Source organism: Tenacibaculum singaporense, assembly GCF_003867015.1.
GTDB lineage: Bacteria > Bacteroidota > Bacteroidia > Flavobacteriales > Flavobacteriaceae > Polaribacter > Polaribacter singaporensis.
Genome location: NZ_CP032548.1, coordinates 3407571 through 3428854, shown reverse-complemented (window position 1 = coordinate 3428854; position 21284 = coordinate 3407571). Strand labels below are relative to the sequence as shown.

Here is a 21284-nt window from a genome sequence, read left to right as displayed (position 1 = left end):
GTCATTTATGACATAAACAAAAACAAATATAACCCTTTTCTTGACTTGTCAAATAAGACAAGTTGTAATGAGTCAGGATTTAAAAGAACTACAAATTTCTATTCAGAAAAAGATAGGTAATAACATTCAAAATATTAGAGAAGAAAAAGGTCTATCACAAGTAGATTTGGCTAGTAAGATGCTTGGTAGGTTTGATACTACAAATATTTCTAGAATTGAATCTGGTAGAACAAATCCTACTCTTTTCACTTTATATAGAATTAGTGAAGCTTTAGAAGTTTCATTAACTGAATTAGTGGGTTTTTCTTTAGAAGAAAAATAAGAAAAAGCTATTATAGTAGAACTTGCTTAAAAGAATTATTATACCTTTTATTTCATTAATTTATATAGTTTCTGGTAGGAATAAAAAAGGATTTTATAATAAAAAAAGCTATTATTAATTATCTGCAAATTAATTCGTTTTTATAAAAACCTCTTCTTAGAGTTATTTCATTCATCCACTTATACATGTGAATACTGTAGAAATTGCAAATATTGCAAGTTTGGTAGATTACAATAACCCTTCATCTGCAAAACTCAAATGTTCATCCTTGGTAACTATTAAGTGATCTAAAAGCACCATATCAAAATAACTACATGCCTTTTTAACTTTATTGGTAATTTCAATATCAGCCTTACTTGCTTTTAAATTACCACTAGGATGATTGTGACACATAATTATACTATGTGCATTACATTTTAAAGCTACACTTACAAGTAATTTTACATCTACAACTGTGCTATTTGTTCCTCCTTTAGATAATTCAAATATTCCCAATACTATATTGGCTCGATTAAGTAAAATTACTTTCATTTCTTCTTGTAGTTCAATTAAATCTTTATTCCATTTCTCAGCAACTAGATTGTAAGCATCTGCGCTATTTTGTATTTTGAACTTATTACTATTCCTACTAGAATAGGAAATTTTTATTTCAGCTACTTTCATAAATTTAAAATTATAAATCTGTCCAGCATTCGTAATTACTTATTATAGTAAATGCAAAATTTGGACAGATTAAATTAAACTAATTCTTCCTCTAATTTGTTTACACCATTTTGTGAAAACACGCTATGGTCAGCTTTAAAAAGCTTTTTAACATTAGGAGCTTCATCAGGAGTGTAAACCCATTTGTGAGTTAAAATTATTTCTTCTCCTGTTTCTTTAATAACATACTCATAAGGAGCAACCTCTTGTTTAACAATGCTTCCTTTCATTTGAGTTCCTATTAAAGCTTTACAAGTAACCTCATCAAAAGTAGAAGTAATCATTGCTTTTTTTGCTGTAGCATAGAATTGACCTGTAGTTTTGCTTACTACCATTTCTATACCTCCTTGTAGTTCCAATAAATAGAATTTAGAACCATCTTCTTTGCTACACTCTCTGCAGCCTACAATTTGTACCATAATTTTATTTTTTTGAGTTGATAAATAAGTTGATTCTAGAAAATATAAGTTCCTTTAAAAACAGCTATCACCTTGCTTTTATATAAGGAGCAAAAAATATTTTCTGCTGAGAAACACGCGGGGTGTTTTAAAATCAAGAATAAGTGGGGGTACTTAGGTTAGTGGCATTCACACATATAAAAAGATGATCTCAATTTTTTTTATAAAATTTAAATTTTTACATTTATAACTTTAACCTTCGAAAAAGAAAAAATATGGGAGAATGGTCCAAGTCTATTGGAGAAAAAGGTGAAAAAATTGTAAAGTTTTTGTTTGAAGATACTTTAGAATTTAATTCTTTAATTGAAAATGAAACGATTAATTGTAATTATCCAAAAGAGCATAAAAGGAAAGAAGCAAAAAAAGACAGAACTACACATGGGATAGATGGGCTAATTTATTATAAGAGTCCAGTAGAAGATGAATTGCTCGATATTTGTTTGATTTCCTCAAAATATACTTCTGAAGAATATCCTAATAGCCCTAAAGCAAAATTTAAGTCTTATGTTGAAGATTTAGCTCATACACTTCAATGCTTCAATAATTCCCAAAAGAAAAATGAAATAAATCATAAATTCACTGATGTTACTAAAACTCATGTTACAGGTATTTTGGTTTGGTTATCTGATGAAAGTGACATAGGTTTTGATTTAAATTCTAAAGTAAATAATTCCTTATTTAGTAGTGATTTAATTTTTGATGAAATAATATTAATAGATAATCAAAGAATTAACTTTCTTTATGAAAGTATTTATAAGACTAAGTTACTTAATAAGGATAGCAAAGTGGATTTCGTTTATCATAATTCAGGTATAAACTTTAATGCTAGACAAGAAAAAACTTATGGTAATGTCTTCCCTTTAAATTATATCTACTCTGATATAATACCTTTAAGAATAGAAGATAAAAGTAAAAACAAAGTAACGTTTTCTATTTTTGTTAATGATGACTTCAATAATGATAATCTTGCAAGAATATTAAGTTTTACTAAATCATTTGATTATTTAAATGCTATTGATGAGACTATAATAAATTTTAAAACTTATAATTCCTTAACTGACATCAGTATTATTAAAGACGTATTATCAACTTATGACAATTATAAACTAGAAGATAATCTTTTCATTGGAAAATTTCCAATTGATTATAGAAACTAAATAATATGAAAAAAGATTTTTTACCTCAAGGAGATTTTATCAGACAGTTATTAATAAAGTCTAATATATCAGGTACTAGTATTAGCAAGCTATTAAGGGAAAAAGGAGTTTACACAGGAATAAACAAGAAAAATAGTTCAGTTCCTTTGTTAATGAAAAGCATAATAAGTCCGACTGATTATGAAGAATTACGTGAAACTCAAAAGACAAAAGAAGAAACTCTTAAATATAGAACATCATCAATTAAATGTAATGATGGTGATTTTGATTTGTCTAAAATTCTTAGTGGTAGCTTAGACTTAAACTCTAAGATTATAGAGAAACACACTTATAAGCCTAATTATAAAGTCATAGGTTCCCCCAGCTTTTATTTTGAAGATAGTCAAACTACAGCTATTATTGAATATAAAATTGAAAGAGAAAATATATTAAATGATTGGACAGAAAATAAAACAACCCATATAGGTGCTGTTACGTTGAAAAAAATGGAAGATGGAGATATTCAGATTTCTGTTCAACAAAATTCTACATCAAAAGAAACACTTGAGGTAAACTCTATAATAATAGGTAAAGTCAAAGAGGCATTAAGAACTAATTCCATAGTTAGCCCTAAACAAGATTTTATCTCAATTAAGTTTAGAGATTTTGATAATGATTCTAGAATAAATTTTTTTAAATCTTTCATTGAGAATTTTTCTCTTTATCTAAATTTCAAGTCAATAACTGATGTGGATTTATTTATTGATTCAGAGATTAGTAGTCATAAGGATGTTGAAAAGTTTTTACAGGAGTTAGATAATCTAAAACTTAATGGTAAAGGATTAGAGAATCATATTTTATTGTCAAATAAGGATTATTATCCAAGTCTTATATTTTCTTCATTAAAACTAAGATATAGTTTAGAGTATAGAGATGTAAGAGGAACTGTTGCTGTTGTTCTATCTTTCCCCGAGTATCTAAAAAGTAAAGATTTAAATTCGGAGCTACAAATTTCAATTGATATTCTTTTAAGTAAAGAGGATAGAAAGAAAAAAATAGAAAAAGTAATTAGAAAGAAATTACTTGAACATATAGAGAAGAAAAAAGTAGAAAGTTATAGTACTTTTAAAAATAGCCCTAATCCTTAAAATTAGGGCTTTCATCAACTCAAAAAAGTTACCTAACAGCAACTAAAATTATAATACTCTTATTTATTCACAGCAACTTCATCTAACTTCTCTTTCCTTTTCTTAAAAGCTGGTAACAAAGTTTCTTGATGTTTAGGATTAGATTTATAAATTGCAGTTAACTCTGAAATAGATTTAGCTTTAGAAATCTGTTGAATTACTTCTTCTAATCTCAAAGGTCTTGAAACACACCATTGAGCTAATTTTTCTCCTACTTCTTCTGTAATTACAAATTCATTTCTAGTAGAAAATAAATCTGTCCTATCTTTACTTATCACAGCTTTGTTTTCTTGATTGATGAGCTCAAAATTTACAGTTAACTCATATTCCCATCCCTCTCTTGTAATTTCTTTTGTACCTAGTTTGGTAACCTTAGCTTTACCATTAGGTTTGATGTCTAATGAGTAATGAGTTTTCCTCCTAGTAGTAGTAATGATATGACATGAAGATTGTAATATAGCATCTACAAATGCTTGATGAAGTTTTGTTACTTTATTCCAGTCCTGAAATCTCGCACCAAGTTTGTTGTGTATATCTAAACATCCTCCTGAGCCATTCCATTCATGACTAATAGAGTCTAAAATAATTACATCAATATTCTTATTGGATTCGCATAACTTAATAGCTTCTATATACCTAGAAGGACTAAAAGGAGCATCTAAATTAATTACTTGAAAGTTTCCTAAATGTGAGTATAAACTAGCTGACTTATTTTCTGTGTCAATTACAGCTATTTTATTCCAGTTTTTAGTGAGTCCATAGGCTAGTAGTAGAGCTGAGTAGGTTTTTCCAAACCCACTTGCTCCTGATAAGCCAATTCTAAGCTTTACAGCATCTCTTTTACTTGGTTCTAAATGCATAATTTTTAAGTTTAAAAAGGTTAATATTTATGTGTAATATTTTTAAGTAAAAAATTAAGATAAAAACCTGATTTACAGGTGAATAAATTCGTTTTTTTATTAAAAAAAGCTTGATATTCTCAGATTGATTTCGTAATTTTGTCCTTCAGATTCCTGAGAAGGAAAATCTGAAAATACTACAGTATTTTGAGGTGGGGTGTGTTTCTAAGAGAGGGGAGGTAACTTTTGTAAAAGTGTTATAATTGACTACAATTAATTCATAAGCACAATAGATAATAAACATATAAAAGTGCAACTTTGTGTTTTCTATAAGTATACTGAAACATAAAGTTGCACTTTTTAGATATTGGCTTCTAAGTTATAACTCTTAGTTGATTAATTTCTTAATGATTTCATCTATTTCATTTTGCATTTTTTGATATTCGTGTTCACCAACAAGTTCAATTCTATTTTTTTTGATTTGCTCCCAGTCTATTCTAGTATCAAAGAAATTTAAAGCTCTTTTATTTGGGAAATATTTGAACCCTATTACTTTTGTTATTGATACTTTTTGGTTGCCTATTTTTATTCTAGATTTATTTTTAGTTGTGTCCAACATTAAAAAATCTGATTTTAATGCCCTTATTATGGATTTGATTTTTTTATCAGTAGTTTTATTATTAAGAACTCTATGAAAACCAAATACTTTATTTATAAGCTCATCACTATTAATGAATTTTTCTATGTCAGAAATATAATTTAAGTCTTCAGTAGAGTAATTTTTAAGGTCTGTTTCTATGTAATAATAAAGTTTATTTCTTTTGTTGTATTCTTTAACTTCTGAAAATATTTTTAAAACCAAATGTCTAATAGCTCTAAAAAACAATACTCTTCCTTTTATTTTAGGGTCAATAATTTCATCTACATTAATATTATTAGTACTAATAATACAATCAAGTAAATAATCAGCTCTAGAGTAGCTAGTAATTTCTTCACTATAAAAATTTGCCTTTAACCACTCTAATAATTTATGTTCAAAAACTTTTTTACTGACCTTATCAAAGTTGGGTTTTTCAGCACTTGTTTTCTTGAAAAGTACATTGTAATTTTTATATAAAGTAGCTTTGAATTCTTCATAGTATCTATTGAAAGTACCCCAACCTTTGAATAAAGCTAATCTTTCTTCAAATTTCTCTTTCTTAACAAAATTGTTTAACTCTTGAAAAACCTTGTCTTCTGAAAATATTATGTTTTTTCTTGCGAAAATATTTTCTAATCTACAATTAGTAAATTGATTGGTGATGGAGGCATAGGTAAGATAAGCACTAATATCTTCTCCAAAAATTTTATACCTATTAGCAAGATAGTCTTCTCCATTATCCAAAATAAAAGTTTCCAGTTTTGGAAATTTTAATGGGGGTAAGTCATTTCTACTAGTATTGGAAATAGTGTTAATTTCATTTTGCAAATAGCCTGATAATTCTTGCTGATAAAATTTGTTTAAATATAAATGTTGTCTATTTAATTTTAGATAATCAACTTTTTTATCCACAGCGTAATATTCAACAATATCATATAAAGTCTTAAACTGTTTTAATTGTTCATCATTCATATTAGCATGAACAAGTGTGTTATAATTGAATTTATCAGGTTTTGATAAAATAATATGAATATCCCCTTTTGTTCTTTGTCTTGCTAATGCTTGAATAACTGAATTAATACCACCTGAAAATATTCCATATTGGTTTTTAAAATGAAGTCTAGTGCTTCTTGGAGGCATAATAATTATAAAAGCATGATTATCTTTTTTAATACTAACTCCTGTTTTGAAATTGGTTCCAACATTACACATTGAATTATCATATTGGTTTTGTTGTTCAATATTTTCTTCTCTTGAATTGGATGCTAACTGTGAAGTACAATCTTTAATTTGATTAATTCCATAAGCTCTTCGTAATTCCTTTCCAATATCTCCCTTAGGATTTATTATATCTTTTGAAAGTGATTTTGAATAACATAAAATATCAATATTCTTCTTTTTTCTTACCAGCTCAACTATGATGTTTTTAATCTCTTTAGTATTAGTGGTAAAATTGTAATCATCACTATAATGTAGGTGAAGTTTACTTTGTTTTTTAGGGAATATCTTTCTCTTAGATTCAATTATTTTAATTTTTCTATCAGTAAGTTCAGCTAAATATTCAATTATTATTTTAGAAGCTTCATTAAAGGTGGCACTAATAATGAAATTCTTATGAATAACTTTTTTCCACTTCCATAAGTTAAAAATATACTCCTGTTTAAAGTTATAATATGAATCATGTATTTCATCATATATAAAGACCACTTTAACATTATTCTGTTCACAATGTTTTGATAATGATGTTAAATATTCTCTTTTAGCTTCAGAATTCTTAAATCCATCTTCTCCTGGATTACCTAATAGTGTATTTACAGTAACTACGTGTACAGATTTTGTTAAGTAACTTCTATCTGGTGTTCTTCCTATGACGTTATAATCAAATATTTCTTCCTTAGGGATGCCTCCATCATTATGTATGTCATTTACATATTGCTTAACTAAGCTCACAAAAGGTGATGCTACAATTATCACGTACTTTTGGGGTGAATTGTCTTCATAATACCTCTTTATTGTTTTAATTATAGAATAAGATTTACCTTGTCCCACAGATGCATTAATAACAACTGTGTTTTTATTTTTGATGTCAATGTTTTCTTGAAGAGGTTCATTTATATAACCATCATTATTTGGGTTAATAATGATTTTATTACCATTGTTTTCAATAGTAAAACTATTTCTAATAGTAGTACTTCCATCCAAACTAAACCTTTTCGTAAAATCTTCTGGGTTTATTTCTTTAAATTCTATTGGGTAATTATTAAAAGTGGAATTTACTATACTCATAGGAATAAAATTTGCACCTAATGTAGGAACAAAAAAGGACAAGATTTTAATCTTGCCCTAATTTTTGATTAAGTTTTGAAACCTCATCACTAATTTTCTTCTTTACAACTTTAGCATAATGCTCTTGTGTAATTGTAATCTTAGAATGCCCTAGAAGCTCCGATACTACTTCCATAGGTACTCCATTATATAGTAATACTGTAGAAGCAAAAGTTTTCCGAGCAATATGATGAGTAAGATTTTTATTTATACCTATTATATCTGCTATTTCTTTTAGATAAGAATTAAATTTTTGATTCGATATTTTAGGTAGTTTATTGTTGTATTTCAATAAGATGTCTCTTGGTTTAGGTAATAAAGGAATTGAAATTTTTGATTTTGTTTTCTTTCTACTCATTTCAATCCACTCATTTCCATCAAAACCAACTTGAATATTTTTAGTGTTTAGTTCTGACATATCTGCATATGCTAGTCCTGTATAACAACAAAAGATAAATAGATCTTTGACTATAACTAATTTCTTTTGTCTTAATTGGTGTGTTTCAATTAATTTTAATTCCTCCGAGGTTAAGAAAATAAGCTCTTTAGTAGTTCTTTTAGGTCTGTAGAATACAAAAGGGTCTTTATCAATAAAACCTTCTAGAATAGCTAGTTTTATAATCTTACGGACTCTTTGAATGTGTTTGTTAATAGTGCTTTGACTTTGTCTTCTTTCAGTTTTTAAATAATAATCTAAATCTTCTAAAAAAATAAATTTAATATTTTGAAGGACCAAATCGTTTTTCTTATATTTGTGCCTTATGAATTTTTTCATTAGCCTTTTACATTCTTCGAATTTTTTATAGGTTGATTCTACATAGTCTATGCCAATAGTTTTTTTAACTTTTGAATTATGGTAATCAAATACTTCAAGAAATGTTTTTTCAGATTTAATACTTTTTCCTTTGTGTTGTAAGTAGATGTCTTCAACATCAAACTCCTTTTCATTTACCTGTAAAAATAAAAAAGCCTGATTAATTTGTTGTTTAATCAGACTTAATTGGGTGTTGATAAAAGTATTGTCTTTACTAGGAGGTTTAGCTAGTTGTTCTTTGCTATTCCAATAATCTGGATTTATAAAGAAACCTGTAGAAAATTCTTTTCGTTTTTTATTATAAGTTATTCTACATCTAATAGGGCATATATTTTGCTGGTTGGTTCTATTCTTTTGTAGAAAAAAGAGAGTAATTAATCTGTTGTTATTCATTGTGTTGTGCTTTTTTAGATAGTGGTACACCTGAAAATAAGAGTGGTACACCTAATGGTACACTTTTGATACACCTAATTTTTTAAACATGTACACCTAAAAGTGTGTCTTTATAGTTGCTTTTATGGAGTTTTTGAAAGAGTATGTTGGAAGTGAAGTTGTAGAAATTCCTATAAAATAAAAAAGCTCCTCAAAAATTGAGAAGCTTTTCGCGGTCTGGACGGGACTCGAACCCGCGACCCCATGCGTGACAGGCATGTATTCTAACCAGCTGAACTACCAGACCGTTGCTTGAAGCAATATGTTATATGTTTTAGAGAAACTTTAGCGGTCTGGACGGGACTCGAACCCGCGACCCCATGCGTGACAGGCATGTATTCTAACCAGCTGAACTACCAGACCGTTGCTCTAAGCGGATGCAAATATATAACCTTTTTTTAAATAAAAAAGAGTTATTTTATAAAAAATTCTGTCTGCTGATAAGATAGGAGGTAAGGACTTTATCATAACCCTCATTTATATCTACGGGAATATAATCTATCTTGTATTGTAAGCATTTGTTTTTTAGGTTATTGAAGAAAGTGTTGCTTAGTTCTTGATATTTTTGTTGTACGTTTTCTGCGTATAAATTTATTTCTTCTCCAGTTTCAACATCCACAAATTTTTTTGGTGAGTTGTCAAAATCAAACAAAAATTCTGTCTTTTTATCATGTGTATGAAACAATACTACCTCATGCTTATTAAATTTTAAGTGTCGTAAAGCATTAAAAAGTTCTTCTTCATTTTTTGAAGTTTGAAACATATCGGTAAATAAGAAAATTAAAGAGCGTCTGTGAATCTTTTCTGCTATTTCATGTAAATATTGATAGGTTTCTGTAGATGAGGTAGAATTAGACGATAGTAAATGTTCTAATTGATGTAATAACATCTTGCGATGACGCTCACTACCTTTTTCAGGAGCGTAATATTCGTAAGTGTTAGAATAAATACTTAACCCAACAGCATCACGTTGTCGTTTTAAAATATCCATTAAAGAAGCAGTAGCTACTGCTGAAAAACCTATTTTATTTAGCTTATCTATCGATTGGTTTTTACCAACAGGATAGTGCATCGAAGCAGAATTATCAATAATTATATGACATCTAAGATTCGTTTCTTCTTCGTACTTTTTGGTGTACAATTTTTCAGTTTTGGCAAATAGCTTCCAATCTATATGACGTGTACTTTCACCTTTATTGTATAGTTTGTGTTCAGAAAACTCAACCGAAAACCCATGAAATGGACTTTTATGCATTCCTGTAATAAAACCTTCTACTACTTGTTTGGCAAGTAACTCAAGGTTGTTTATTTGTGAAGATGTACTTTTTAGATCAATCATATAATATCGAAAATAAAAAAAGGTTTAGCGATAGCCAAACCTTTTGTATAATAATCAATTGGTATATTGTTTATAAAGCAGCATCAATTTTATCTGTATATGCTTTTTTTGGAGCAGCACCAACTTGTTTGTCTACAACTTCTCCGTTTTTGAAGATTAATACAGTTGGTATGTTTCTTACACCATACTTAGCGGCAAATTCTTGGTTTGCGTCTACATCTACTTTACCAACAACAGCTTTTCCTTCATATTCGCTACTAATTTCATCAACGATAGGAGATACCATTCTACAAGGTCCACACCAAGCTGCCCAAAAATCTACTAATACTGGTTTGTCAGATTTTAATACTACTTCTTCAAAAGAAGCATCTGTAATTTCTAATGCCATTTTATTTATGTTTTTATCTAAAGTTATTTTCTTGTTTATTCACTACAAATGTAAACAAATATTTCACCAATACAATTTTACAAAAATTACTTTTTATTATCATAATATCAATACTTTCTATTTACTTGTAAGTTTGTTTTTAAGTGTGTAAAATAATCTATAACTTTGCCAAATATTTTTGAGGAAAAATTTGACTGATTGCAACCTCATTGAACAAAAGTTCAGAATAAAAATGCTAAAGCAGTAATTTTCTACTCCTTTTAGCGACTCAGCAATCCAAGTTTTTTCTTTTAGTTAAATTTTAAAAAGAAGTATTTATGTCATATTTTTTTACTTCAGAAAGTGTTTCTGAAGGACATCCAGATAAGGTAGCAGATCAAATATCTGATGCTTTGATAGATAATTTTTTAGCTTTTGATTCAGATTCTAAAGTAGCATGTGAAACATTAGTAACAACTGGTCAAGTAGTATTAGCAGGAGAAGTAAAGTCTTCTACTTACTTAGATGTTCAAAAAATTGCTCGTGAGGTAATTAATAAAATTGGATATACCAAAGGTGAATACATGTTTGACGGTAATTCTTGTGGAGTGTTGTCAGCAATTCATGAACAGTCAGATGATATTAACCGTGGAGTAGATAGAGCGTCAAGAGAAGAGCAAGGAGCAGGTGATCAAGGAATGATGTTTGGTTATGCTACAAACGAAACTGAGCATTATATGCCGTTAGCGTTAGATTTGTCACACATAATTTTAAAGGAATTAGCAGCAATTCGTAGAGAGAATAAGGAAATTACTTATTTACGTCCAGATGCTAAAAGTCAGGTAACTATTGAGTATTCTGACGATAACGTACCACAGCGTATTGAAGCAATTGTTGTATCTACACAACATGATGATTTTGCTGATGATGAAACAATGTTAGCTAAAATTAGAAAAGATATTGTTGAGATTTTAATTCCTAGAGTAAAAGCACAATTAACTCCAGAAATTCAAGCGTTATTTAATGATGATATTAAATATCATATTAATCCAACAGGAAAGTTTGTAATTGGTGGACCTCATGGAGATACAGGGTTAACAGGTCGTAAGATTATTGTTGATACTTATGGAGGAAAAGGAGCACATGGTGGTGGAGCATTTTCAGGAAAAGATCCGAGTAAAGTAGACCGTTCTGCAGCGTATGCAACACGTCATATAGCAAAGAACTTAGTTGCTGCAGGAGTAGCCGATGAGGTTTTAGTACAAGTATCGTATGCAATTGGAGTAGTAGAACCGATGGGTATTTTTGTAGATACTTACGGAACTTCAAAAATGGATTTAACTGATGGAGAAATTGCTCAAAAAGTTTCTGAAATTTTTGATATGCGCCCACATGCTATTGAAGATCGTTTAAAGTTACGTAACCCAATGTATAGTGAAACTGCAGCTTATGGGCATATGGGAAGAAAAAATGAAGTAGTTTCTAAAACATTTACACAACCTAATGGAGAAAGTAAAATAATAGAAGTTGAATTGTTTACTTGGGAAAAATTAGATTATGTGTCTAAAGTAAAAGAGAGTTTTGGTCTTTAATAAACGAAAGAAAAACATAGTGAAAAATACCTGTAATTTTTATTGCAGGTATTTTTTTATACAGCTATTTTTGTATGAAATTTAAAAACAATATGAACCGAACTTGTTTTTATATTTTTCAAATTGCTAAAAATTGCTGTTTTTTTCTTTTACTCATTTCTATTTATTGTCTTAAAGATTTTTATGTAGAGAGAAATACTTAGTTTTTGCTTGAACAATAAAAATGAGTTCATTAAAAATCACAAAAAATGAAAAAATTAAAGTATGTTTTTGCTATTGGATTAGGAGTAGCATTATTAACCTCATGTAGTAGCTCTGCTTCAGATGATTTTGATGAAGTTAATGGAGAAGCTAAAAAGAAAAGATTAAAAACTGTTGCAGCGACAAATCAAGAAAATGAAACAATTACTACTCAGTTTATGTATAATGCTGAAAAAGAATTGGTAAGTGTTTCTGGAACAAATGGAACAGACGCTACTTTAATAAACTATAGCAATGATGGGAGTACTATTAAAGTAACAGAAGATAGCGATCTTTCAGAAAGCTTTTCAATAGAAGAGTTGTATCAATCACCATATAATATTTATGAAACAGGAATGGCATTAGAATATGATTCTAACAAAAATCCTAGTAAAGTTTTATTTCAAGTTGAGGTTTATGATTGGGAAACTGAAATGAATGTTGTTGAAAGTTATACAGCAGAAATATTTTATGACAATAAGCCAAATATGTATTTTTCTACTTTAGAATCTGCAGGAGTTATAGAAGTTTTAGATGGAGTTGATGTTAGTTTTGGGGTGAATCCTCAAGCTTCAGAAGTAATTAAAGCTAGAAGATTATTGCCATTAAATAACGTAACGAAGATTATCTATAAAGACGGAGGTGATAACGTTATAGGTACTTTAACTGTAGATTATACTTATGATTCAGATGGGTATCCTTTAACAGGGAAAGGGTTAGCCATTGGTGGTGAGGAATCAATTGCTATAAATACTACTTATAGTTACGAATAAACTAAATTATTAAAACTAAAAAAAGCCTCGACATTGTCGAGGCTTTTCTTTTTGATTTTATTTCACTTGTAATACAAAGGGTATTCTAGTTTGAATTCCTTTTAGGTTTTTCATTTTGTGAATATTATAGTATAATTGGTAATTTTCATCACCTAAAGTTTCTTTAAGTATTTCTTCTTTTGAAGCTTTCATAAATGGAGAGAATTTTAGAGCCTCTTTTAAGTCAGTTTTGTAATTAGGGTAATTACGAACTCTAAAATTTTGAATTTCTGCTAATTCAGCGGCAACTTTAATAGCGTCATTTAATCCTCCTAATTGATCTACTAAGCCATTTTCAATAGCTTCTTTACCAGTCCAAACTCTACCTTGTGCAATTTCGTTTACTTGCTCAAAAGTCATGTTACGCCCTGCAGAAACACGGTTAACAAAAGTAGTGTAGATTTGTTCAACACCTTCTTTAGTTACATCGTAGAATTTCTGGTTCATTGGCTCAAAAACACTATAAGAAGGACTATCGTTAGTAGATACTTGCTCTGCATTGATACCAATATTATCGGTAAATTGACTAAAGTTAGGAATGGCACCAAAAACCCCAATAGATCCAGTAATTGTAGTAGGTTCTGCAATAATTTTGTTAGCATTACAAGCAATATAGTAACCTCCAGAAGCTGCATAGTTACCCATTGAAACGACTATAGGTTTTTCTTTTTTTGTTAATTCTAGTTCACGCCATATAAGTTCAGAAGCTAAGGCATTACCACCAGGAGAATTTACACGAAGTACAATAGCTTTTACATTATCATCTTTTCGGGCTTTTCTGATAGCTTTGTTTATAATTCCTTGCCCAATATAATCTTCGCTTCCTTCTCCATACACAATATCACCTTGTGCATAAATCACAGCGATTTTATCTTTAGCAGTAGAAGAAATTCTTCCTTTTCCTGATTTTATGTAGTCTTCAATAGAAATAGTATTTACTTTCTTATCAGACCCCATAGCTAACTTCTTTTCGTATTCATCTTCATAAATAGAAGCATCTATTAAATTATTCTCTTTTGCTACAGTAATATTTCTTCCATTAGAATTATCAGCAATAAGATTTAGTTTTTCAATAGAAATGTTTCTACTTTTACTAATATCATCTGTAATTTCTGACCAAATAGATTTTAAAAATGAAGTAGTTTGCTCACGGTTAGCTTCACTCATTTCACTTTCTAAAAATGGCTCAACAGCACTTTTATATTTTCCATGACGAATAACTTCCATTTTAATTCCATATTTATCTTCAAAATCTTTGAAATATAAAATTTCGGTAGATAAACCTCTAAAATCAATAGCTCCTACTGGGTTTAAGAATAAACTATCGGCAACAGAGCTTAGGTAGTAGTTTTTTTGAGTATAAATATCATTGTAAGCATATACAAATTTACCACTCTCTTTAAACTCTTCAATTTTGTTTCGAATCGCTTGTGTTTGTGCAATGCCAGCATTTACAAAAGCTGTTTTTATGCTTATTCCTTTAATTTTATCATCAGTTTTTGCATTTTCAATAGCATTGATAATTTTGTTTAAAGCTAACTTTTCATCTGTTAACTCTAGAGCTTCTGCAATAGGATTGTTTTCTTTTGGAGCATAATCTTTAATAGGAGTTGATAAATCTAATTCTAAAACCGAGTTTGATTTTACAACAATTTCCTCTTCAGCTCCAATAAAAGAAGCAATAATAAAAAAGAAAACAAACAGTAAAAATAGGGCAATAAAAAAACCTAGAATAGAGGCGAGTAAATTTCTTAAAAACTTCATGTTGTATGGTTAATTTTTTTGAGCAAATATACAGTTTTTCGAAAGACGTCTTTTACTAAGGTTTTACTAGTTCCAACGATTTATTCCTACACCCAAATTCATGCGGTATTTTCGTTGGGCGAACTCAAAATAATTAAAAAGTTTATAGTTTACTTCATAGCCATAATCAACGTGTGGACTATAATCAATTACGTTTTCATAAATGTTTGAATTAAATTGTAAAGGATTTCTAGCTCGGTAATTCCATGTATTTACATACAAACGGTTTTTATTTTCGAGGTATTGTTGTGAGTAAAAGCCTTCTGGTTTGGCTATACTGTTTAAATAAGTAGTAAAACCAGGGTCAATAATTATAATTTCATACTCTAAACTATCATTAGCAATTACAACAGGTTCCTCTTTAGGAGTGTTAGAAGTATTTTTTATAGGCGAGGAACTGCAAGCCCATATCATAATTCCAATAATACTAAGAAAAAGAATATGTTGTAAGGTTTTCATAATCAGTGTAATTTGTAATTATAAAGTCGCAAAAATTATTCCATTTTTCATTGATTTTTAATTTGTTTAACAGTAATTTTCAGCATTAAATAATAGAAAATGAAGAAAAGGTGTTTTTGGGTTAGTGATGACCCACTATATATTGAGTATCACGATAATGAATGGGGAGTGCCTGTATATGATGATGATAAGCTGTTTGAGTTTTTAATATTAGAAACTTTCCAAGCAGGTTTGAGTTGGATTACAGTTTTGAAGAAAAGAGAAAACTTTAGAAAGGCATTTGATAATTTCGACTATAAAAAAATAGCAAAATACTCTGAAGATAAATATGAAGAATTGCTTCAAGATGCTGGAATTATAAGAAATAAATTAAAGATAAGAGCCACAATTACCAACGCACAGGCTTTTATGAAAGTACAAGAAGAATTTGGTACGTTTTCAAAATATATTTGGGCTTTTACTGATGGAAAACCGATAGTGAATAAGTTTGAAAAGAGAGAAGAAGTACCGGCAACAACAGAGCTTTCCGATGCAATTTCAAAAGATTTAAAAAAACGAGGATTTAAGTTTGTTGGTTCAACAGTAATTTATGCACATATGCAGGCGACAGGAATGGTAAACGACCATACAACCGACTGTTTCCGATACCATGAAGTTTAAATTTTGTAATTTTAGCGTTCAAAAAAATAAATTAAAAACTATATAAATGAAACTAAAACAAATGCTTTGTGTGTTTGCAGCGGCAGGAGTGTTAACTTCTTGTGGTGTGGATGCAAAAAAAGAGCCTAAAGTAGCAGAAAAAAAAGCAAAAGAGTTTGAGTATGTTGTTGAGCAATTTGCTGATATAAAAGTGTTACGTTATCAAATTCCAGGGTTTGATGAGTTAACACTAAAAGAAAAAAAATTAGTGTACTATTTAACACAAGCTGGTTTATCTGGACGTGATATTATGTGGGATCAAAACTACCGTCACAATCTTGAAATTAGAGCTGCTTTAGAAAATATTAACAATAACTTTAAAGGAGATAAAGAAAGTGAAGATTTTAAAGCATTCACTACCTATTTGAAAAGAGTGTGGTTTTCTAACGGAATCCACCATCATTACTCTAACGATAAGCTAAAACCTACATTTTCTAAAGAATATTTAGAAACTTTATTAAAAGAAACTAATACTGAATTATCTACGGAAGCATTAGAAGTTATTTTTAATGATAAAGATGCTAAAAAAGTAAACAAGAAAGCTGGAGTAGATAATGTATTAGCATCAGCAGTAAATTTTTACGGAGCAGATATTACAAGTAAAGATGTAGAAGACTTTTATGCGAAAGCTGATAAAGGACCAGAAAGTCAACCAATTGAGGCAGGATTAAACTCGAAGCTAGTTCGTGAGAATGGAAAACTAGTGGAGAAAGTTTGGAAGTCTGGTGGAATGTACGGACAAGCAATCGATAAAATTATTTATTGGTTAGAAAAAGCTAAAGAAGTAGCAGAAAACGAAAAGCAAGCAAAAACATTAGAGTTGTTAATCGAGTACTATAAAACAGGAGATTTACATACTTGGGACGAATATGCAATTGCTTGGGTAGAATCTACTGAAGGAAATATTGATTGGATTAATGGTTTTATTGAAGTATATAATGATCCTAAAGGATACAGAGGTTCGTACGAAACAATTGTACAGATTAAAGACTTCGATATGTCTAAAAAGATGAAAGTATTATCAGACAATGCACAATGGTTTGAAGATAATTCTCCGTTAGATCCAAGTCACAAAAAGAAAGATGTTGTAGGAGTTTCTTATAAAACAGTAAATGTTGCTGGTGAAGCAGGAGATGCATCTCCAAGTACTCCAATTGGAGTGAATTTGCCAAACAATAACTGGATTCGTCAACAACACGGTTCTAAATCGGTATCATTAGGGAATATTATAGGTTCTTACAATAATGCTGGAGGAACTGGACGTTTAAAAGAATTTGCTAATGATCAAGAAGAAATTGATTTAGAGATTAAATACGGTAAGTTAGCAGATAAATTACATACAGCATTACATGAGGTAATTGGGCATGCTTCTGGAGTAATTAATGAAGGAATTGGTCAACCGAAAGAAACTTTGAAAAACTACGCTTCTACAATGGAAGAAGGTAGAGCAGATTTAGTTGGGCTTTATTACTTAATGGATCCTAAATTACAAGAATTAGGTTTAGTTGATGACTGGCAAAAAGTAGGAAAAGCTGCTTATGACGGATATATTAGAAACGGGTTAATGACACAGTTAATTAGAATTAACTTAGGAGACGATATTGAAGAAGATCACATGGTAAACCGTCAATGGGTTTCAGCATGGGCTTTTGAGCAAGGAGCGAAAGATAATGTAATTGAAAAAGTTGTCAGAGATGGAAAAACTTTTTATAATATTAACGATTATGAGAAGCTTCGTGAGATTTTTGGTCGTTTATTAAAAGAAGCACAAAGAATTAAATCTGAAGGAGATTTTGAAGCGGCAAAAGCATTAGTAGAAGGTTACGGAGTAAAAGTAGATCAAGATATTCATAAAGAAGTTTTAGATCGTAATGCTCAGTTTACATCTGCTCCTTATAGCGGATTTGTAAACCCAGTATTAGAGCCTGTAACAGATGCTGATGGAAATATCACTGATATTAAGATTAAGCAACCAGAAACGTTTGAAGAGCAAATGAATTTCTATGCTAAAAACTATAACTTCTTACCAGTTAAAAACTAAGAAGTCCAGTTTTAAAAATAGTTGAAAAAATCAAAACCGATTCTAATTAGAATCGGTTTTGTATTTTTAGAGATGTTAATAAAAAACACATGGCAAAAAAAGTAAAAGACCCTGGCTTAGGTTATAGCTCTAGTAGTAATGCACAAAGAATAATTAATGCAGATGGTAGCTCTAATGTAGTACATGCAAATAGAAGGTTTGGAGCAGATGATCTGTATACTTTTTTTATAGAATTACCGTGGTGGCAGTTTTTTACATTGATACTTATTGGATATTCATTGTTGAATGTTCTTTTTGCATTTGTATATGTGTTTATTGGAATAGAACAAATAACACCTTCAAAAGGAAATTTTTTAGACGACCTTTTAAATGGTTTTTTCTTTAGTGCACAAACCTTAACAACGGTAGGGTATGGGGGAATAGCGCCTAAAGGTATTGCAGCTAATGTAATTGCAGCTTTCGAAGCAATGATAGGCTTGTTGAGCTTTTCATTTATTACTGGATTGTTGTATGGGCGTTTTTCAAAAGCAAAAGCATCTATCCGTTTTAGTGAAAATTTAATTTTAAGAGATTTTAAAGAAGGAAGAGCATTAATGTTTCGGTTAATGAATCGTCGTAAAACAGTAATGATAGAGCCTGAAATAACTGTAACCTTATCACTATCAGAAAAAAAGTTAAACGGAGAATACAAACGACAATTTTATGAACTAAAACTAGAAAGAAATAAAATTATGTATTTACCAACTGTTTGGACAGTCGTACATGAAATAGATGAAAAAAGTCCGTTATATAAATATTCAAATAAAGAAATAAGTGAGTTAGATGGAGTTCTTTATGTTTTAACGCAATACCATGAAGAATCTTTTGGGCAAAAAGTATATCAAATTACTTCGTACAATTTTTCTTCTCTTGAAATAGATGTGAAATACACATCATCATTTTATTTTGATGAAGCAGGAAACACTGTGTTAGATCACTCAAAATTAAGTGAAATATCAAAAATGAATTAGAATTACTTCGTTAGTAGTTTTGATAAGAATAACAGTGCAATTACTACTGCGATTCCTATTGCTACATAAATAGCTGCATTTTGGTAGTATTTCTTATTGTTTTTAGCATCTTTTTTGTAGCTAAAAAACATCAAAATAATAAAAGCTATAACAAATAAACTCGCAAAAATGATTCTGCCTGTAGCAAACATTTTAGCAGCAATAAGTATAAACATAAAATTGTATTTTTAGCAAAGTTAAAGAATGATTTTAGAATGGAGAAAACTAAAACAGCAATTATTTTTGGAGGCACTTCTGGTATTGGAAAAGGACTTGTAGAAAAACTAATACAAGAAAATTATATCGTAGCGGTAACCGGGAGAAGGCTCGAAAAACTGAAAGAGTTAAAGAAGAAGTATTTCAATCAAGTTCTTATTAAGCAAAATGATATCCAACAAGTTGATGAGGTAGAAAAAGTGTTTAATGAGTTAGTAAATGAATTAGGAGAAGTTCATTTGGTGATACAATCTTCAGGAGTTGGATTTGTAAACCCAAAGTTAGACTGGGATAAACAAGAGCAAACTATAAACACGAATGTTTTAGGTGTAACAAAACTATATGCATTAGCTTATAAATTGTTTAAAAAACAAGGTTTTGGTCATTTAGTCGGTATTTCTTCTATCGCTTCACTACGTGGAAATAGAGCAGCACCAGATTATTTCTCTTCTAAAGCATATCAAAAAGCGTATTTAGAGAGTTTGTATATCAAAACAAAATCTATTAAAACAAAAAAAGTTTTTATTTCAGATATTCGTCCGGGGTTTGTTGATACAGCAATGGCTTTAGGTGATGGTATTTTTTGGATGGTTCCTCTAGAAAAAGCAGTTAATCAAATTTATTCAGCAATAAAACGAAAAAAACGAGTAGCTTATATCTCAAAAAGATGGAGGTTAATAGCTTGGGTACTAAAAATAGTACCAGCAAGAATTTTAAAAATGGCAACATAATGAAAAAGGAAAATTTAATAGTATTTGATATTGATGATACATTAACTAAAAGTGAAAATCAACATCAAGAAGCGTATGTAGAAGCTATGAAAAGTTTTGGAATAACTAAAGTAAACCAAGACTGGAAAAGTTATAAAAACATGACAGATAGTTATATCTTAAAAAGAAACTATGAAGTCAATTTTAATACAGCTTTTAGTTTTTCTTTTATTCCTGAATTTGAAGAAAAAATGACGGAACTACTATTGTCCTTAACAAAAACAGAAGAAATACAAGGAGCAGGAGAAATAGTTGATTTTTTTATGAAAGAAACCGATTATGCTATTTGTTTTGCAACAGGTTCATTATTAAAACCAGCATTAATTAAATTAGAACAAGCAGGTATAAACTTTGTTCCGAATTTAGTAGAAGCATCAAATAATTTATTCACAAGAGAAGAAATTGTAAACTCAGCAATTCAAAAAGCAAAAAGTTATTTTCAAGTAGAAGAATTCAAAAATATTATTTCGGTAGGAGACGGAATATGGGATTTAAGAACTGCAAAAAACTTAGGAGTAAACTTTTTAGGTATCAGAAATAAAAATTTATCAGATTTTAAAGAAGAAGGAATTAAGAGTCATATTGAAGATTGGACAAGATTTAATTTTCAAAAAGTAAAAACAGAATTACAAATCATATAAGTTATATAGAATGAAAAAAAGAATTGAAGCAGTACATGAATTTCATAGTGCATTTGGGTTAGGAATTAAAAATGAACCCACCGCTAATATAGGTGAAGAAAGAAATTTACTTCGTTATAATTTAATGAAAGAAGAAAATGAAGAGTATTTAGAAGCTGCCCAAAATAACGATTTGGTTGAAGTAGCTGATGCTTTAGGTGATATGTTGTATATTTTATGTGGAACTATAATAGAGCATGGAATGCAACATAAAATAGAGGAAGTATTCAATGAGATACAACGAAGTAATATGAGTAAATTAGGAGAAGATGGTAAGCCAATTTATCGTGAAGATGGTAAGGTGCTTAAAGGACCAAATTACTTCAAACCAAACATAAAAGAGATATTAGATAAATAAAAAA

At 29.4% G+C, this 21284-nt stretch carries 21 protein-coding genes and 2 tRNA genes; 11 read left to right on the top strand and 12 right to left on the bottom strand.

Annotated elements, in window-relative coordinates; genetic code table 11:
- Positions 1 to 67 precede the first annotated feature (67 nt).
- Positions 68 to 322 carry a helix-turn-helix domain-containing protein gene (locus D6T69_RS15505; protein ID WP_125068972.1) on the top strand — a complete coding sequence of 85 codons (255 nt, stop codon included), beginning with the start codon at positions 68 to 70 and terminating at the stop codon, positions 320 to 322.
- Between the two features lie 228 nt (positions 323 to 550).
- Here the strand turns inward: D6T69_RS15505 and D6T69_RS15500 are convergent, their stop codons facing one another.
- Both D6T69_RS15500 and D6T69_RS15495 read right to left on the bottom strand, forming a co-directional pair.
- Positions 551 to 985 carry a JAB domain-containing protein gene (locus D6T69_RS15500; protein ID WP_125068970.1) on the bottom strand — a complete coding sequence of 145 codons (435 nt, stop codon included), beginning with the start codon at positions 983 to 985 and terminating at the stop codon, positions 551 to 553.
- Between the two features lie 74 nt (positions 986 to 1059).
- Positions 1060 to 1443, bottom strand: a complete 384-nt coding sequence (locus tag D6T69_RS15495) for a hypothetical protein (RefSeq protein WP_125068967.1) — start codon at positions 1441 to 1443, stop codon at positions 1060 to 1062.
- A 254-nt stretch (positions 1444 to 1697) separates the two neighbouring features.
- Between D6T69_RS15495 and gapS4a the strand changes: the two genes are divergently transcribed.
- Both gapS4a and gapS4b read left to right on the top strand, forming a co-directional pair.
- On the top strand, positions 1698 to 2639 hold the full coding sequence (gapS4a, locus tag D6T69_RS15490; RefSeq protein ID WP_125068966.1) for a GapS4a family protein: 942 nt from the start codon (positions 1698 to 1700) through the stop codon (positions 2637 to 2639).
- Positions 2640 to 2644: 5 nt separating this feature from the next.
- A complete protein-coding gene (gene gapS4b / locus D6T69_RS15485) occupies positions 2645 to 3766 on the top strand; it encodes a GapS4b family protein (RefSeq protein WP_125068964.1) in 1122 nt (373 codons plus the stop codon).
- A gap of 59 nt (positions 3767 to 3825) precedes the next feature.
- Here the strand turns inward: gapS4b and D6T69_RS15480 are convergent, their stop codons facing one another.
- From D6T69_RS15480 to trxA, 7 genes are all read right to left on the bottom strand, one after another.
- The gene (locus D6T69_RS15480) at positions 3826 to 4665 is read right to left on the bottom strand and encodes an AAA family ATPase (RefSeq protein WP_125068961.1); all 840 of its coding nucleotides are present in this window, start codon (positions 4663 to 4665) and stop codon (positions 3826 to 3828) included.
- Between the two features lie 367 nt (positions 4666 to 5032).
- Entirely contained in the window at positions 5033 to 7570 is a 2538-nt protein-coding gene (locus D6T69_RS15475; protein WP_125068959.1) for a DEAD/DEAH box helicase family protein, read from the bottom strand.
- Between the two features lie 46 nt (positions 7571 to 7616).
- Positions 7617 to 8816 (bottom strand): site-specific integrase, encoded by a 1200-nt coding sequence (locus D6T69_RS15470; protein ID WP_125068957.1) that lies wholly within the window; start codon positions 8814 to 8816, stop codon positions 7617 to 7619.
- Positions 8817 to 9028: 212 nt separating this feature from the next.
- Positions 9029 to 9102 (bottom strand) — tRNA-Asp (locus D6T69_RS15465).
- A gap of 42 nt (positions 9103 to 9144) precedes the next feature.
- Positions 9145 to 9218, bottom strand: a tRNA-Asp gene (locus D6T69_RS15460).
- A 55-nt stretch (positions 9219 to 9273) separates the two neighbouring features.
- Positions 9274 to 10194 (bottom strand): DUF58 domain-containing protein, encoded by a 921-nt coding sequence (locus tag D6T69_RS15455; protein WP_125068955.1) that lies wholly within the window; start codon positions 10192 to 10194, stop codon positions 9274 to 9276.
- A 70-nt stretch (positions 10195 to 10264) separates the two neighbouring features.
- Positions 10265 to 10582 (bottom strand): thioredoxin, encoded by a 318-nt coding sequence (trxA, locus tag D6T69_RS15450; protein ID WP_125068953.1) that lies wholly within the window; start codon positions 10580 to 10582, stop codon positions 10265 to 10267.
- A gap of 317 nt (positions 10583 to 10899) precedes the next feature.
- Here trxA and metK point away from each other — a divergent pair, with 317 nt between their 5' ends.
- Both metK and D6T69_RS15440 read left to right on the top strand, forming a co-directional pair.
- Positions 10900 to 12153 carry a methionine adenosyltransferase gene (gene metK, locus D6T69_RS15445; RefSeq protein WP_125068951.1) on the top strand — a complete coding sequence of 418 codons (1254 nt, stop codon included), beginning with the start codon at positions 10900 to 10902 and terminating at the stop codon, positions 12151 to 12153.
- A 248-nt stretch (positions 12154 to 12401) separates the two neighbouring features.
- Positions 12402 to 13166 carry a hypothetical protein gene (locus D6T69_RS15440; RefSeq protein ID WP_125068949.1) on the top strand — a complete coding sequence of 255 codons (765 nt, stop codon included), beginning with the start codon at positions 12402 to 12404 and terminating at the stop codon, positions 13164 to 13166.
- A 57-nt stretch (positions 13167 to 13223) separates the two neighbouring features.
- On the opposite strand, the gene sppA is transcribed toward D6T69_RS15440, so the two are convergent.
- On the bottom strand, positions 13224 to 14969 hold the full coding sequence (sppA, locus tag D6T69_RS15435; protein WP_125068947.1) for a signal peptide peptidase SppA: 1746 nt from the start codon (positions 14967 to 14969) through the stop codon (positions 13224 to 13226).
- Between the two features lie 66 nt (positions 14970 to 15035).
- Positions 15036 to 15467: a DUF6146 family protein gene (locus D6T69_RS15430; RefSeq protein ID WP_125068945.1), complete on the bottom strand. Its 432-nt coding sequence runs from the start codon at positions 15465 to 15467 to the stop codon at positions 15036 to 15038.
- Between the two features lie 99 nt (positions 15468 to 15566).
- On the opposite strand from D6T69_RS15430, the gene D6T69_RS15425 reads away from it, so the two are divergent.
- The 3 genes from D6T69_RS15425 to D6T69_RS15415 all read left to right on the top strand — a co-directional run bounded on the left by D6T69_RS15425 (position 15567) and on the right by D6T69_RS15415 (position 19217).
- Positions 15567 to 16127, top strand: coding sequence for a DNA-3-methyladenine glycosylase I (locus D6T69_RS15425; RefSeq protein WP_125068943.1), 561 nt, complete (start codon positions 15567 to 15569; stop codon positions 16125 to 16127).
- 46 nt (positions 16128 to 16173) lie between these two features.
- A complete protein-coding gene (locus D6T69_RS15420) occupies positions 16174 to 18207 on the top strand; it encodes a dipeptidyl-peptidase 3 family protein (protein WP_125068941.1) in 2034 nt (677 codons plus the stop codon).
- 89 nt (positions 18208 to 18296) lie between these two features.
- Positions 18297 to 19217 (top strand): ion channel, encoded by a 921-nt coding sequence (locus D6T69_RS15415; protein ID WP_125068939.1) that lies wholly within the window; start codon positions 18297 to 18299, stop codon positions 19215 to 19217.
- 2 nt (positions 19218 to 19219) lie between these two features.
- Here the strand turns inward: D6T69_RS15415 and D6T69_RS15410 are convergent, their stop codons facing one another.
- Complete coding sequence (locus D6T69_RS15410; protein WP_240628331.1) at positions 19220 to 19432, bottom strand: hypothetical protein; 213 nt, start codon at positions 19430 to 19432, stop codon at positions 19220 to 19222.
- A gap of 39 nt (positions 19433 to 19471) precedes the next feature.
- Between D6T69_RS15410 and D6T69_RS15405 the strand changes: the two genes are divergently transcribed.
- Genes D6T69_RS15405 through D6T69_RS15395 form a run of 3 tightly spaced genes read left to right on the top strand, consistent with a single transcriptional unit; the run spans position 19472 to position 21280 of the window.
- On the top strand, positions 19472 to 20203 hold the full coding sequence (locus D6T69_RS15405; RefSeq protein WP_125068937.1) for an SDR family NAD(P)-dependent oxidoreductase: 732 nt from the start codon (positions 19472 to 19474) through the stop codon (positions 20201 to 20203).
- Positions 20203 to 20883, top strand: a complete 681-nt coding sequence (locus tag D6T69_RS15400; RefSeq protein WP_164506739.1) for an HAD family hydrolase — start codon at positions 20203 to 20205, stop codon at positions 20881 to 20883. Before D6T69_RS15405 ends, D6T69_RS15400 begins: the two co-directional genes overlap by 1 nt.
- A 10-nt stretch (positions 20884 to 20893) precedes the next feature.
- A complete protein-coding gene (locus tag D6T69_RS15395; protein WP_125068933.1) occupies positions 20894 to 21280 on the top strand; it encodes a pyrophosphohydrolase domain-containing protein in 387 nt (128 codons plus the stop codon).
- Positions 21281 to 21284 lie beyond the last annotated feature (4 nt).